At 33.5% G+C, this 16066-nt stretch carries 12 protein-coding genes and 1 pseudogene; 7 read left to right on the top strand and 6 right to left on the bottom strand.

The features are described 5' to 3' along the window. Positions 1–759 precede the first annotated feature (759 nt). Positions 760–1434 carry an MBL fold metallo-hydrolase gene (locus ACP6PM_RS07775; protein ID WP_426583371.1) on the bottom strand — a complete coding sequence of 225 codons (675 nt, stop codon included), beginning with the start codon at positions 1432–1434 and terminating at the stop codon, positions 760–762. Between the two features lie 49 nt (positions 1435–1483). On the opposite strand from ACP6PM_RS07775, the gene ACP6PM_RS07770 reads away from it, so the two are divergent. Together ACP6PM_RS07770 and ACP6PM_RS07765 are read left to right on the top strand one after the other, a co-directional pair. Beyond that, positions 1484–2977 carry a site-2 protease family protein gene (locus ACP6PM_RS07770; RefSeq protein ID WP_426583369.1) on the top strand — a complete coding sequence of 498 codons (1494 nt, stop codon included), beginning with the start codon at positions 1484–1486 and terminating at the stop codon, positions 2975–2977. A 435-nt stretch (positions 2978–3412) separates the two neighbouring features. Further along, positions 3413–3922 carry a hypothetical protein gene (locus ACP6PM_RS07765; protein WP_426583367.1) on the top strand — a complete coding sequence of 170 codons (510 nt, stop codon included), beginning with the start codon at positions 3413–3415 and terminating at the stop codon, positions 3920–3922. Between the two features lie 496 nt (positions 3923–4418). On the opposite strand, the gene ACP6PM_RS07760 is transcribed toward ACP6PM_RS07765, so the two are convergent. After that, on the bottom strand, positions 4419–5468 hold the full coding sequence (locus ACP6PM_RS07760) for a fatty acid desaturase family protein (protein WP_426583365.1): 1050 nt from the start codon (positions 5466–5468) through the stop codon (positions 4419–4421). Between the two features lie 317 nt (positions 5469–5785). Between ACP6PM_RS07760 and ACP6PM_RS07755 the strand changes: the two genes are divergently transcribed. Then, complete coding sequence (locus ACP6PM_RS07755; RefSeq protein ID WP_426583363.1) at positions 5786–6346, top strand: NUDIX hydrolase; 561 nt, start codon at positions 5786–5788, stop codon at positions 6344–6346. Positions 6347–6496: 150 nt separating this feature from the next. Here the strand turns inward: ACP6PM_RS07755 and ACP6PM_RS07750 are convergent. From ACP6PM_RS07750 to ACP6PM_RS07740, 3 genes and pseudogenes are all read right to left on the bottom strand, one after another. Beyond that, a pseudogene (locus ACP6PM_RS07750) lies at positions 6497–6682 on the bottom strand (helix-turn-helix domain-containing protein); the annotation flags it as partial. A gap of 553 nt (positions 6683–7235) precedes the next feature. Then, a complete protein-coding gene (locus ACP6PM_RS07745) occupies positions 7236–7538 on the bottom strand; it encodes a DUF6464 family protein (protein ID WP_426583361.1) in 303 nt (100 codons plus the stop codon). A 48-nt stretch (positions 7539–7586) separates the two neighbouring features. Then, positions 7587–7808 (bottom strand): hypothetical protein, encoded by a 222-nt coding sequence (locus ACP6PM_RS07740; RefSeq protein WP_426583359.1) that lies wholly within the window; start codon positions 7806–7808, stop codon positions 7587–7589. A 530-nt stretch (positions 7809–8338) separates the two neighbouring features. Between ACP6PM_RS07740 and ACP6PM_RS07735 the strand changes: the two genes are divergently transcribed. Beyond that, on the top strand, positions 8339–9481 hold the full coding sequence (locus ACP6PM_RS07735) for a Ycf66 family protein (protein WP_426583357.1): 1143 nt from the start codon (positions 8339–8341) through the stop codon (positions 9479–9481). A 1311-nt stretch (positions 9482–10792) separates the two neighbouring features. Beyond that, positions 10793–13228 (top strand): CHAT domain-containing protein, encoded by a 2436-nt coding sequence (locus tag ACP6PM_RS07730; RefSeq protein ID WP_426583355.1) that lies wholly within the window; start codon positions 10793–10795, stop codon positions 13226–13228. A gap of 516 nt (positions 13229–13744) precedes the next feature. Here ACP6PM_RS07730 and ACP6PM_RS07725 read toward each other — a convergent pair. Beyond that, positions 13745–14422 carry a transposase gene (locus ACP6PM_RS07725; protein ID WP_426583353.1) on the bottom strand — a complete coding sequence of 226 codons (678 nt, stop codon included), beginning with the start codon at positions 14420–14422 and terminating at the stop codon, positions 13745–13747. Positions 14423–14836: 414 nt separating this feature from the next. Between ACP6PM_RS07725 and ACP6PM_RS07720 the strand changes: the two genes are divergently transcribed. Further along, complete coding sequence (locus ACP6PM_RS07720) at positions 14837–15697, top strand: DNA adenine methylase (RefSeq protein ID WP_426583351.1); 861 nt, start codon at positions 14837–14839, stop codon at positions 15695–15697. Between the two features lie 32 nt (positions 15698–15729). Next, positions 15730–16023 (top strand): hypothetical protein, encoded by a 294-nt coding sequence (locus ACP6PM_RS07715; RefSeq protein WP_426583349.1) that lies wholly within the window; start codon positions 15730–15732, stop codon positions 16021–16023. The last annotated feature ends 43 nt before the right edge of the window (positions 16024–16066 follow it).

The raw sequence follows: 16066 nt of genomic DNA, 5'->3' as shown, positions 1-16066 counted from the left end.
AAGCCCCAGTATTTTTGAACTATAATACACCATTTTAAGCTTGACACGGCAGTAGTAGGGTGTCTGGCTTAAAAATGTGAGTTAAAAAACCTAAACCCCCAACCCCACAACTATCCCCCCCTTACCCCCCGCGTGAAAGCTATCCCTTATAAGGAACTCCTGAAAACCTTGTGGGAGGCTGGGGATAGGGGGAAGAGGGGGAAGAGGGGGGAGTAAGAATCTTGTCTGCATTTATTAAAAAAATGTACTTTTCAATACACTTTTCTCAGGAAAAAGCCTCTCAAATGCTTATACATAACTTGTCTCTAAAAGTAAAATTTTATGTTAATTAAAGATGTTTATAAAGCATAGCTTTGAAAGGAGGGGAAGATTCAAGGAGGAGATATCTTCTAGGTGCTCGCTCAAACACCCACAATTTTAGTCTAGAAACGCCAGTAGGGACATCTTACTCTTATACTAGTGTCTTTTCAGTTATTAGTAATATAGTAGTCGAAGCAAAGGTTAGGACGCATCAAAAGCCTAAAAATCCAGACAAAGCAAGATTTTTCCTTCTGCCTTCTGCCCTTTGCTATATCATTAAATACCTAGAATCTATCCCACTAATAGGATTTTTAAACATTTCACAATTTTTCCATTAGCTCAATGTAAGGGTTTCAAGAATAGTGGGATAGGTTCTTAGATACACTACTTTAAGGTTGACACGACACTACTATAGCAATAATATGCACGGACAAGGTGTGATACCTAAAGTTAAGTAACTCAAAACAATGATTTAACTTGAGAATAAGTATCTAAATTCAAAGATACTAACTTATCATAAGCTGAGTCAATTACTCGCTTACCTCTCAAAGCACCAGTATTAGCACCAGGACAAATATATTGTAAAGTTTCTGAAGAAAATCGGTCAATCAAAAATTTAACACTTTGAACCTGTCTAGGCCAATGAAAAGTCTTAGCAATACGCAACGGAACAGGTTTGCCCTGACTATTAGGTAACAAGTGACGACCTGTAAATAATACCCCTCCATTCCCTGAGTAATATAGACAAGAGGAACCAGGAGTATGACCAGGAGTCCAGAAAATCTTAGTATGTGGACTCAAATTAAACTCCTGTTCAAAAGTAGTTACTTTTAACCCAGGCAACAAATAAGCTTCTTGTTCTTGAATTAGAATCTCACATTTGAAATATTCTTGAATTTTCTTTGCCTTGCCAATAGCACTACGATGGGTAATATACAACCACTTTACTCCTCCGTATTCCATGAGAAATTTTAGGTTTGTTTCATTATCGGCAGGACAATCAATCAGAATGTTGGTCTGATTCTCTACAATAAGATAAGAAGTTCCTCCTAAAGTATCTCGGTTTGGCGAAAAAGCAAAAATATTTTCTAGGACAAATTGGGGAGGTTTGGAAACAAAAGGCTGTTGTATCAAGGCAGTATTCTTACTTAATTTAGAAATAGACAGAACTCAGTAAACTATTATGCTCTTTTTATTAATTTTATTAGGGTTGATTACATATTTTATGTTGCAGCGTAGTGTAAGTAAAATTACTCGCACTCCTATCTGGATATTATGGCTAGTAATGATGACACCTGCTTTAATATGGACCACTTGGATGTTAATCTATGGTCAAAAGCAACTACCACCAGCATTAATTATCATCCCTTTTGTTTTTTGTCCTTATCTATACTGGTTATTGGTACAACAGGGACGTTATACTCCTAATCAATCAGATAAATCAAAAATAGAAAATAGTAACTCCCAGAGTCAACCAGAAATCGACCCTACTCAAACTATCAACCAAACTCCACCAAAACTAGCAATAGACAAAACAGAAGAAACCAGCCTACGAAATTGTTTTCCTTGGACAGTTTACTATCTAAGGAATTTAGAGTATAGAGCTCAAGCAGTTATTTGTCGAGGTCATTTACGTTCTAACCCAGAAAAAGCTTATCAAACAGTACGAGAAAATGTAGAAGGAAAATTTGGCGATCGCTTCCTAGTGGTATTTCAAAATAGCTTTCAAGGTAAACCTTTCTTTGCTCTAGTTCCTAACCCAAGTTGTAGTAAGAATAAAACTCAAGAGTCTCAAGAATATAAAAGACCTATAATGTTGGCTTTAGGATTATTACTAATTACTTTATTCACTACTACATTAGTAGGGGCGAGAGAAATAGTTGGTATTTCTGAAGATGCAATACAATATGACCCTAATTTATTAATTCAGGGTTTACCTTATGGAATTGCTCTGATTTTGATTCTAGGATGCCATGAATTTGGTCATTATATAACAGCTCAATTATACAAAATTCGTACAACTTTACCATATTTTATTCCTGTGCCGTTTTTCTTGGGAACTTTTGGCGCATTTATTCGGATGCAAAGTCCTGTACCTAATCGTAAATCTTTATTTGATGTTAGTATAGCAGGTCCTATTGCCGGATTAGTAGTCACAATACCTCTATTAATTTGGGGTTTATCTAACTCTAGTGTTGTGCCTCTTTCTGAGGATTCAGGAATATTATCTATAGATTCATTAAATCCGACTTTTTCTTTTTTATTAGCTGTATTAAGTAAATTAGCATTAGGTACAGAGTTAACTTATAACAAAGGTATAGATTTACATCCAGTAGCAGTAGCAGGTTATATAGGTTTAGTAGTTACTGCATATAATTTAATACCTATTGGGCAACTTGATGGTGGTCATATAGTACACGCCATGTTTGGGCAACGCACTGGCATGGTTATTGGTCAAATTTCTCGTTTTTTGTTATTACTATTAGCTTTTATAAATAAGGAATTTTTATTTTTAGCAATCTTTTTATTTTTACTTCCTCTTGCTGATGAACCTGCTCTTAATGATGTTAGTGAACTAGATGATAAACGTGACTTTTTAGGATTGTTAATGTTAGGTTTATTGGTAATGATTTTATTGCCTGCACCAAAGATGGTAATACAGTGGTTAAATTTATAATTGATAGTATAAACTAAGTATATAGCAATTTTATTTAAGTTGTGTAAAAAAACTAACCACTTCACTTTTCTTTAGGCAAAAGGCAACAATTAATAATTAATAATTAATAATTACCTCTTCTTATAAAGAAGAAGATTTGCGCTCAAGGAATTTTTTTTCTTCTCTTCGTCGATTAGAGATGGCGAGGAAAGCCACTTTTACAGAGCCGCTCCGCTTTTCATGTCGCGCAGCGAAACCCCATCTCTCGACCGCTTTTTCTCCATGAATAGAGAGGCTTTATACCTTTATTTTTCGGTAAAAAGGTTTCCCGGACTTTTTAATGTCAGAAAATAACCAACAGTTGTTTGACAACTTATCTTATTTGAAAATGCTATACTTAGCTTATACGACTTCTTTAAATTTTCAGTTTTTATTTATGCGTTATTTTTTCTTCAAATGATTAACAAGGTAAATTCTCTCATATTGGCTATAGTTTTGATTTTATTATCAGTTGCAATACCTAACCTTAATCTACCTGTAGTTAATGCAGGAAATATTCTCTCAGGATTTGGCTTTTCTGCAGAAAATAATTTGCAAATTACCGTAGGGGAAAGTCAAAAATCAGCCGATAAATTAGCTTTAGATTTACAGAAAAGTCTCAACAGTAAAAGGAATGAAATTGGGAAATTAGCTATATTAATTATTCATCCCCAAGGAGAGTATGACAGAACAGAACCAATTTTGTTAGCAGAGAGAGAAGGTGGGGGGTCAGTATTAGAAATGAAGATACATTGGCATAGAAAACTGCCCTTGATAACACGCAATCATTTAACTATTATTGACTGGGAAATTTTACACAATCGACATTTGGAAGCTGCTGTTGTTTCAGATGATGCTATATTTTCTCCGATTCATCCTCAAGAGTTAAATAATTTATTTAAAGAGTTACTGCCAGATAATCTCTAAAAGTCAGATTTCATTAATGGATAATGGATAATGGATAATTACCTTTGGTTAAAACCATCGGATTGAATATAAGGAAATACCCTAGCACTTTTTTTCCCCTTAAAAGCGGAGGCTTTTAACCAAGATATTTAATTCATAATTATTAATTATTAATTATTCGGTAATTTTTTAGTGTTTCTAGCAGTTTTTATTTAGGTAGAACAATTGTAATTATTCAGCAGTTAGCTATCAGTAATCAGCCAAGGGTGTTAATTATTTTTATGTTTACTACTCTGTACGGACGTTGCATGCGACGTCCCTCCGACCCTACTCCCTGGCTCAAGAAAATCTAGAAAAATTTTTGAGAAATGGTATAACCAGATTTTATATAACTATAAAAAGTAGCCCTTCGACTTCAAAGTCTTTCCCTGTTACTTAGGCTAGTTATTTTTACTCTTCCCAATACAAATTTACATTAATTTATAGCCAATAATCAGAATCAAAACAGGACAACATATTAATTAGAAACAATATTATTCCTTGTCAAAATGATTTGATTATATTCTCTAATCTCAGAAGACTTATCCTCACCAATTAAAGCAGGATGACTGCTCAAAAAACAAGTTTTCTGACAATAACCATCATCAACTTTCATCAAAGGTAAATTATGACTCTTCAAAACGCCTTGAATACGCTGAAAAGCCTCTGGCAAATTATTAAAAGGAATGCCAGGAAAAGCATGATGAACTCCATGATAATTTAACCCTCCCATTAACCATTCAACAACAAAATTTGCCTTAAGATTACGAGAGGCATAAAGTTGAGTAAGTTGATAAGTTTTCGCTTTACCCCAAAGTCCATAATGTTCTAGATGGTCACGAGTTTGCATCACAATGCCAATTACTCTTTCTAATATTAACCAAAACAGTAAATAGCGTAATAATTCCCCATTTGTCATCGCAAAACCGATCAAAACTCCATGCACTAATACCATTCCTCCTACATCTAGAAATATTTTTTGGTGGAAGCGAGAAACTAACTTTCGGTAACGCCAACCATGAATAAAAGTTTTCAGAATTAAACCCACTCCTCCTGCCAGAAAAATATCAATACTCCATTGATGACGCACATACCATTGCACAAGAGGATAAGAATTTTGATATTCTTGCCATGTCCACTGCACCCTTTCTGGGTCTCGTAAGTCACTACCATTCCAGCCATGATGTAGTTGGTGCAGTGCAGCGTAAACACTGTAAGGCCACAGCATGGGCCAACTTATTAGTCGAGGCATAATACTGTCAAACCATCTCCACCCAGTTAAGGTGTAATGAGTCATATCATGGGTACAAATTAGCCAGAAAGCATACAAGAGTCCCGCGAAAATGCTAATACCCGAAAATAAACAGTTATTGGATTTTGACCAGGCTATTGTGACTAAACTGAGAAAGGCAAAACCTAATACAATAAAGCGAAGTACTCCAGCAAAGGAGTTAGTTTGATGCAAGTCTGAGGTGACTTTTTGTAAATCTTGAGTTAGTCTGGTTGAGTTGATTAAATCCTTACTCATGCTTATTAATTAAGTATTCAAGCAAAATTAATTGTATGTTTGGTGCTGAAGTTAAGTAGATAGTCTAAATTATTTTGGTTCTACTTATAAAGTTTGTATATTTTTTCCCCTACTGTACTACTCCATATAAGTAGATAAGCTAAATTATTTTGGCTTTACTTATAAATTATACTTGTATATTTTTTCCCCTACTGCGGACTGCCTACTCCTTTAAAATAGATAGGCTAAATTATTTTGGCTCTACTTATAAAGTATACTTGTATATTTTTTCTCTTACTGCCTACTCCCTTAAATAAATTAATTTTGCACAGGTACTTATGACTGATTTAAAAAAATGGAAGCTTTTACAATCTAGGTTGGTAATTAGTAATCAATGGTGTCAGGTAAGACAGGATGAAGTTGAGTTACCAAATGGCAAAATTATAGATGATTTTTTTATTAATGTTAGACCAGATATTGCTCTTGTTTTTCCTGTAACTGCTCAACAAGAAATTGTATTTGTCCGTCAATATAGACATGGAGTTGGTGAAGTTTTATTAGAGCTACCTGCAGGAGCTTTTAATCCTCAAGAGGAAATGGCTGAAGTAGCTGCTAGTAGAGAACTTACTGAAGAAACTGGATATGTGGCTGAGAAATTAATTAAGTTAGCAACTTTATATGGTAATCCTGTTAAAGATACCAATTATATTCATTTATTTATTGCTGAAAATGTCATCAAGTCTCAGCTACAAGAACTTGATATTACAGAAGAAATTGAAGTAGTTTTAATACCTGTTGCTGAAGTTCTTGAGAGAGTATTGATAGGAGAAATATCTGTTTGTGGAACTATTACAGCTATATTTTTAGGATTAGAATATTTGCAAAAGTCTAAATTTTGAATCGTAACTATTGAGCAGTTATACTAATTTGATAACATGTTGGTATCGCTAGGGAAAAGGGAACAGGTAAATATCTAAAAAAGGGATAAAAAATTTTGAATATTGACAATTTATATGATTTATAAAGTGTTAGTAATAATTAATTCTAGAGAGACGAAATTGATGAGATTTAATTAATATATTTTCTATTTTATAGACAATACGACAGACGTTAGATTCGGAAATTTTAAACTCTTGACCAATATTTTAATAAGTCCTATATTCTCTCAAATACTGAACCGTTATGAGAATTTTATCTTCAACTATTAACTTGGGTTTACGTCCTGGTTTCTTTTTTCTTTATTAGGCAAGCTTTAACCTTGAAAACCATCACTCTCAAAGTTTTAACTTTTTGGCTTGCCAAGATTTCATTATTAAATCAATTTAATTAGATGAATAATTGTCTTTAATTATTAAACAATAATTCTTGTTTTAAAGCTTAATTATTTTTTGACGATTAGCGATCGCTGTTTTATGATACTTACTGCCGCCCAAAAACTAAAAAGGAATAGCCTTACATTATATCATGAAAAAATTTGGCAAGATGTCTAATCACTGTGGGTTTATTTATAGTAGGAAAAAAGTATCTATAGCAATCCGCGCATAGGTTGCAGGTAATCAAAAAGTAGATAAAAAAACTGAAATTCCCACCTGTTAAGTGTTCCCTAAAAGCAGTAAGATTTTTATACACAAATATACAGGGGATTGCTATATACAAAAAATAATTACATCCGAATTAATTGTCTGAGTTGAAACATAACTTTCCAGATAATTATGGTGATTAATTATTCCTAAAACATTGAGACTCAGAATAAATCACAATAATCAAAGAACTACCAAATTACTTGAATTAATGAATATCTATTGACTGATAATCACGACAATCTTTACATGGACCTAGGGGATTAACAGCACAACGAACTTGAGAAGACCTAGCATTAAACTTACAAGTTAAGTCTCCTATTATATATCCTACTCCTTCAATATATTGTTGTTCTGGTTGGTTAGATATAGCTGTTCTTTGTCTATAGTTTACAATTAATCTAACTGAGTTAAGTCTTTCTGTAGTCCTTGGTGCAAACTTTTGGATAATCCATAAAGAAACTAGGCAAGGAGTTATGCCGATCAAAAAAATTAGTAATATTTCAAACACATTTATTCTGATTTATTAGAAGTTCAGAACTACTCTATCAATATTAAATTATTGGTTCATAAAAGTTTTGATATTTGTCAGAGTTGAAGATGGAAAAGTTTCTTGAATATATGATAAGGAAGGGTATGATAAATTTGGCATTTTACTGTCTGCTGTAGTTACAGAAGGAGATAAAGAGGAAACAGGTGACTTAAGATCAGATAAATCTATCCCCGCAAAGATATGTAAAGAAAAGGTAACAGCAGTTGCTAACAAAATTTTTTCCCACATTCCAAACCCTCCTTTCATTTTGATGAAAATATAGAACAATTTATTTTTAAACTTGTCTAATACTTCTATCTTACGAGACAACTTTAGTAATCGTCTGTGACTTGAAATTAGGTAAAAAAGTGATTAAACTCACGATTTAATTAACAAATCTTTAACTCTGAACTATAATAGTTAGAATTTTTCCTAGTAGGGAAAATTTGATTAGTCCAATAATCATTTCTAAGACTCGGCATTATCTCACTACATATTTTCTAGGAAGGCAGGTGCTATAGCGCTATGCGCATAGGGGAGCCGTCGGATTGGCGACGTACATAAGTCAGAAGTTATAATTAAAAAGTCAAAAGTCAAAAGTATCTCTGGCTAAGTTTTTCCTGGGGAAATGGTCTGCAAACAGTGTTTTTGGCTGTACACCCACATGAAAAGGAAGGGTTTAGGAATTCTACATTGTCCCTCAAGTCCAAAGTCGGGAGAATGTCAATGAACGATAAAATGACCCCATATAGGAAGATATAGTGGGAGTACCTAAACTTATGCTTGCAAACATATTGGCCTTAGCTGTTGGTCTTGGTAGTTTAGCTTTATATATGGTGGCCTTTTTCTTTCCAGAAGTCCATCGGAAAAACGATTTTATCTGGAGTGGTGTAGGTCTTTTCTATGCTCTAGTATTATGGTTCTGTGCGGGTAGAATTACAGGTGCAGTGCTATTGGGTCAAGTGGCGAGTGTCGCTTTATTAGGTTGGTTTGCCTGGGAAAGTCTGACATTGCGTCGCCAAGTGACTCCAGTTGCAGAGCAAACAAAAATATCTACTCAGGAAAGCACTCAAGATAATACTCAAGAAAAATCAACAACTATTTCTGAAGCAACATCTATTTCTGAAGCAACATCTATACCAAAATTAGAGAATATTCCGAAATTAGATTTAAGTGAGTCAGTAGAAACTTCTCTTGAAGAGTTTGTTAATGAAGTAAAACCAGGAGAAACTGAATCTGAATTATTATCAAATGAGACTACTTCAGACTCCAGCAAAGTGACAGAAGAGTCTCAAGTAGATACAACTGAAAGTATGACAGAAGAAAATGTTTTAACCGATGCTCCAACTTTGCCAGAAACATCTCAGGAATTACAGACAACTTCATCTAAAAAAGCTGGTGGTTTTTCTCAGTTATTGACGCCTGTGAGTGGAATATTGAGTAATATTAAAAATGCAATTAAAGGTAGAGACAGTAAAAATACTTCTTCTGATTTAACATCTACAAAAATCCAAGCTGATACTGAGCAATTAACTTCTAGTGAAGAAGTTATTTCAGAAGTTAATGAGATTATCAGTCAGACTGAAGATACTCAACCTGAACAAGAATCTTTAATGGAAAAAGAAGAGTCTGTGATATCTGATATTCAGGTAGAGGAAACTACTTTGGTAGAAGTTGAAAAAGAAGTAACTTTATCTTCAGAAGCAGAATCTACATCTACTGAAAAATCTATTTCAGAAACTTCTAAATTAGCTGAAGTTTCTGAACTTGAAGATAGCTCTCCTTCATCAGAAAAAATAACTATTCAAGAGAGTCAGAATGAGGAAGAAAAACTAACTACTATTTCTGCTGATGAGACAAATGAGACTGATAATTCACCATTAGATTTATCAAAGGATAGTACAAATAAGTCATTAGAGTAGTAACATCAAAATTTAAAAGCGTCAAAACAAAGAACACACAATAGTACATACAAAATATAGAGGGAATTGGAAGGTAAAACCATATATCAATTCCCTATTTTATTATTGTAGTTATACTAAATCCCCATATAGGAATCTTCAACAATTAATAATTAATTGTTAATTGTTACTTCAATGGAAGGATTTTGCTCTCCAAACTCAAGTGAAAATGGGATTTATCTGACCAAATGCCTTTAGATAAAATGTTATAACCTACATTCCGCACTTCAAAACGTATTACAAAAAATCAGGAGATAGGAGTCAGGAGCCAGGAGACAGGAGAAAATAATGGCCAGTAATTATAGAAATAAATTAAGTAGGGTTTGCTGAAAAAGTCTTTTTGTTGAGAAAGTCTTTTTGTTGAGGTAGGGAGTAGGGAGTAGGGAGTAGTTAAGAGTCTAGGAGAATCTTGAGTTATAGAGAAGTTGCTAGGGGCGCATACCTTAAGTGATTTTTCTGCCATATTTACCCCAAAATCCCCAATTTTTCCTCTCTATTCACTGAAAATCAGGTACTTTTTCCGGGCTGAAAATTGCTCAAACCTTTATCTTTCAATCATTTGACATTTAATCAGCCAGCCCTAAGTATAAATACTTATACTTTTCCTGGTGAATTGGCGATCGTGCTCCGCACCGTCCGGAGGACGATCAAAGGTACTCAAGAATTTATGAATGATTTTTGATTTTTGCGATTTTTATGGAGCTTATTGAATGGAGAAAGCAAGGCAGCAGCACTACAACACAAATTTCTATGATTAATAGTGAGTATAGTCATCCCAATGATTGGGCACCCTTATCAAATTTCCTTAAATTTCCTATGATTAATATAATTTCTTATCAATGAGAAAATACTCTTGGCAAGAGAGTTAGGTAATGCTAGTACTAAATTGCTAGTTTTGCTAGTTTTTTTAAGAAAGACATCCAATAAAAAATAACTATTCAAGAGAGTCAGAATGTAAGAACACACAAATAGTACATAAGTCAGGAGTCAGGAGAAATGGGAGTTATAGAGTAGGTAGTCAGGAGAATAGTCCCTTAATTTTTCTGCCTCACGTTACCCCAAAATGCCCACTTTTTCAGTCCTATCAACCGAAAAGCTGGTACTTTTTCAAGACCTAAAATTGCTCAAACCTTTATCTGTCAATTATTTGATATTTAATCAGCAAGCCCTAAGTATTTATACTTAATTTATTTCTATAATTACTGACCATTATTTTCTCCTGTCTCCTGACTCCTGTCTCCTGATTTACACACAAAAAAATTAGTTAATAAAATGATGATTTGGAAAAATTTGAGGTTAATTATACCTACTATATGTTTATTAATGATTCCTCCATCTATAGTAGTTGAGAAAAAAGAGAATATAAATTTACAAGCACTGGCACAAGTTACAAAAAATGAGACTTATTTAACTTCACAAAACAACCTAAAAACTGAAGCGCAAAAACTTGAGCAACAGGCAACAGAAGAATTTAATAATAGTCAATTTGAGGTTGCTATAGAAAAATTAAAACAAGTATTAGAAATTTATACTCAAGAGAGTGATCGCTCTGGATTTATCAGAACTTTAAATAAAATTGCTGTTGTTTATGATGCTCAAAGTAAATATCTTAAAGCTTTAGAATTTTATCAGGAAGCTTTGAAAAATGCTCAACAGGAGAAAGATAATGAAAATATCAGTGCTATTTTAAGTAATATTGGTTTGGTATATTCCCAGTTAGGGCAGTATGAGCAAGCTATAAATTTTTATCAGCAGGCTTTAAATAAAAATTATCCAGAAAAAGCGAAACTTTTAAATAATATTGGAGCAATTTATTATCACTTAAAGGAATTTCCTCAAGCTTTAAAATATTATCAACAAGCTTTAGAGGTTAATCGGAAAAATAAAGACAATATTGGTATTGCCAAAACTCTAGATAATATAGGTGTAATTTATCGAGAACAAGGGAAATATTCTGAAGCATTAAAATATCATCAGCAAGCATTAGCTATTCAAGAAGAAATAGGCGATCGCCAGGATCGTGCATCTACTCTTCATCATATTGGCATAGTTCATCGAGAGTCAAATCAACATAAACATTCAGAGTCACTAAAATTTTTGACTAATACTTTGATTATTGAACGACAGCTTGGAGACCAAGATGGAGAGAGAATTACTCTTGCTGATATAGGTAAATTTTTAGAAAGAAAAAATCAAGATGAATTGGCAATAATTTTCTATAAACAATCAGTTAATATTACTGAAAATATTCGCAAAGATTTGAAAAAATTACCAGTAGAACAGCAAAATTTATATATAGAAAGTATTGCTGAAATATATCGCACTTTGGCTGACTTATTGCTGCAACAAAAACGTGCTCTAGAAGCACATCAAATTTTAGATTTACTGCATATACAAGAGACATTTGAATATATCGGGAGCTTACAAACTGATGAATATGAATATAGTGAAGTTCCATTACTAGAGTCAGAACAGGTGTTTTGGGAAAAGTATACTCAGCTAATAGATGAAGTTGCTCAAAGCAATGGTAATAATCAAAATAACTTACAGGAAAAATTGAAAAAAATTGAAGAATTTATTGATAGTGAAGAAGTCAAATCTATAGTTTCAGAATTAGAGAAAAATGCTAGGAGTCAAAAGCTAAGTTCAGATATTGCACTTTGGCTACAGTCTGAACTACAGGAACATAACCAACAAAATACTGTAGTCTTATATCCATTACTTTTAGAAGACCGACTAGAATTAATATTAGTAACTGCTAATTCGCCTCCATTTCATCGCACTGTTTTAGTAAATCGCAAAGAATTTAATCAAAGTATATTTCGATTAAGAGCACAATTAACAAATAGAAATAAATCTGACCAAAGAGTTATACAAGCAGGATTAAAATTATATAATTGGTTGATTAAACCTATAGAAACTCACCTAAAACTTACTCAAGCTAAAAATATTCTTTATGCACCTGATAGTCAACTACGTTATATTCCTTTAGCAGCACTACATGATGGAAAAAAATGGTTAGCAGAAAGGTTTCAAATTAATAATATTACTGCTTCAAGTTTAATGGATTTAGAACCTAGAGAAAAATTTAAACCTTTAATTTTGGCAGGTGCTTTAACAGAAGGAAGTTATAATTTTCAGGTCGGTCAACGCAAATTTGAATTTGAATCATTGCCCTTTGCAGGAGTAGAAGTAGGGGAGATAGAAAAGACATTTACTGAAACAAATAAATTGTTAGGTAATGCTTTTACTAAAGAAGCTATAGAAGCAAAAATGGATAGCTATAATATTGTACATTTTGCTACTCATTCTGCTTTTGTAAGTGGTCATCCAGAAGAATCTTTCATATTATTTGGAGATGGGAACCGCGCTACTTTACGAGATGTGGAAGATTGGAATTTAAAGAATGTAGAATTAGTAGTTTTAAGTGCTTGTCAAACTGCTTTGGGAAAACAGGTAGGAAATGGTGAAGAAATACTCGGTTTTGGTTATAAAATACAAGAAGCTGGTGCAGCAGCAAGCATCGCAACTTTATGGCGAGTTGATGACCAAGGTACTCAAGAATTTATGAATGATTTTTATGCAGCTTTGAAGAATGGAGTAAGCAAGGCAGCAGCAGTACAAAAGGCACAAATTTCTATGATGAATAGTGAGTATAGTCATCCCTATTATTGGGCACCATTTCTTTTAATTGGAAATGGGTTGTAAGTCAGTTATCAGTTATCAGTTATCAGTTATCAGCTAGGGGTATTTTTTTAATAAATAAAGCAAGCGTTATTTTAACTTCTACTATATTTTAAACCAGAGAATTGAAGTACAAAAAAAAGTCTGTCATTGCGACTGGAACGGAGTGGAAGGAAGCAATCTCAAGAGTTTTAACTGCTTAAAAATTTCGTTATATAGTGATGTTTATTCGCGCTTACCTACTTAAACAATGAGTTTGAGTTGTTAACCCATACAATTCTATGACAGGAAATTATAGATGTGTTTCAAAAGTAGATAGCTGACAGTTGAATTTGAATGGTTAGGAAAAATATAATACGAGACGATAAAAAAATCGAAGGAAGAACGCAACAAAAACTTCAGAGTAACCGAGAAAAGGAGATGCTCTCGCAGGTAATGTAACATTACTCAAACTTGATTGTCAAGATTCTCTTGACTCAATGTTCGTTAGGTCTATTTACCCTGACAAATTGATTCACTACCCTCGTCAGTTCGGGGTTTTCACGACTGGTACGGCTTTAGAAAAGGTGAGTGAGGTTGCGTCGATCGCCTCTTCTCCCCAGAAATACAAACAACATCCCCTAGAAATCTACTTCCCCAGTGGCATTTTCTAGGGGACTTCTTTTTTGACGGATAGCGACTACAAAAACCCTTGTACTTTCTGGCACATTCCTCCAGAGTATTACCCAAATCTAAAAAAGCTGGGTGCCATTGAGTCAGACCATCATCAGTCAAACATTCATAACTACCATAATTACTAAAATCATAGAAAAACCCCCCTCGCATTTTCGCCGCTTTGGGGTTTCCATGAATATACCGCAGAGTATTCAATGCTCTTTCTCGGTCAGAATTGGGAAAACCTTCAGCAAAATAAAGTTTTTCCCAAAAATGTCCAGTACGCTTCAACATCCGATTAAAGCACATCGCAGTATACCAGTTGAGAAAGTGCATTATTTTCGGCAAATCATCTGGTTGTGCAGGTTCGATTAAATAGTGGACATGATTAGACATAATGCAGAGAGCATAGAGATGAAAATTATATTTGTGGAGAGCCTTTTTAATCGCAAAAAGAAATACTTCTCGGCATTCTCTTCTGGAAAGTTTAAACTCACGATTATTGCAGCGAGTAGTAATGTGATAGGAATATCCTGGTAGAAAATTACGAAGTTTTCTAGGCATTATTTTTAGTTGAGTTGAGATAGATAATTGTAGAATATTTCTTAGGAGTCAGGAATCATATAGAATCTGGCTGAAAATTCGTCATTGCGACGATAGGAAGCAATCTTGGGCAACCTCTGAGATTGCTTCCTTCCACTCCGTTCCAGTCGCAATGACTTATAATTTTTTAATTGGTATAATAGACCTACAAGCCAAAAATAATAGTAGGGGCATAGGTCTAAAAAGCTGCATAAAGTTAATATTTGAGGCAGACAAGGGCAGAAAAATCTAAGGCTTTTTCAGAAAACTTTTCAAGGGGATGAAAAAAATATTTTATTCAATATTTCAAGCCTCTGGCTTTCCTAGGTCATGCTGCGCAAACAGGCAGAGGTACTGATAACTGATAACTGAAATGACATATAGAGGTATTTTTTAGTGCGCAAAAATCCAGTAGTTAAACCTTGTTTGAAATGGGCAGGAGGCAAAAGACAATTATTATCTGAGTTAACAAAATATATCAACCAAGAATCCCTAAAAAAATGTACATATTATGAACCTTTTATTGGTGGAGGAGCGCTTTTATTTGAATTACAACCAACCAGAGCAGTTATTAGCGATAAAAATCAGGAATTAATCAACTGTTATGAGGTAGTTAGAGATTCATTGGATGATTTAATTGAAGAATTAAGAACACATCAAGAACAAAATAGTGCTGATTATTTTTATGAAATTAGAGATTTAGATCGTTCGCCGAAAAAGTATAAAAATCTGTCAAAAGTAGAAAAGGCAGCCAGAATTATTTATTTGAATAAAACTTGTTACAACGGTTTATTTAGGGTTAATTCTCAGAGGCAGTTTAATGTTCCTTTTGGCAGGTACAAAAAACCTAATATTTTAGATGAAGCTGTTTTAAGAGCTGTGAGTAAATATTTAAGCAAACCCAAAGTAAAAATATTAAATGGGGATTTTGCTGAAGCAGTTCAAAATGCAAAAAAAGATGACTTTATCTATTTCGATCCTCCTTACGATCCTGTTTCTGATACTGCCTCTTTCACTGGATATGATGTCAATGGTTTTAACAGGGATGAACAGAAAAGATTAAAGCAAGTTTTTGATAAATTAACGGATAGAGGTTGCAAGGTTATTTTAAGTAATTCTCAAACAGATTTTATTATGGATTTGTATAAAGATTATCAGGATAAAATTAAAGTAGTAAGGGCAGCAAGAAGTATTAATTCTAAAGGCTTGAAAAGAGGAAAAGTTGATGAAATTCTAGTGTTAAATTTTTCAGTATAGCCAAGATTAAATATGACTAAAAAGGATGTCGCATGGGAAAAGTTATTTCACAGATATCAAAGAATAAAGAAAGGTTGAAAAATACTCCAATAGATATCCCCTACTCCCCAGGGCAAACGCATCTTGTCAATAAATCGGGTATCATTCTCAATAAACCAAGCTTTATTGCGCTTGTTGACAATAAACTTTATATATATAGTGTTTATTTAATTTTAAAAACACTATATATAGGAATTAGCAAATTAGATGCGTTTGCCCTGCCCCTACTCCCCTACTCTCTTACTCCCCTACTTTTAAGATTAGAATCAGATTTTTCCCATGATTAAATCTTTCCATCTATACCTCCCTAGTACAAAATCACTAACATTT

The organism is Dapis brunnea BLCC-M229, from assembly GCF_050015995.1.
GTDB lineage: Bacteria > Cyanobacteriota > Cyanobacteriia > Cyanobacteriales > Microcoleaceae > Trichodesmium.
Note: the sequence above shows the minus strand (reverse complement) of the source record. Positions and strands in the feature narration are given on the sequence as shown.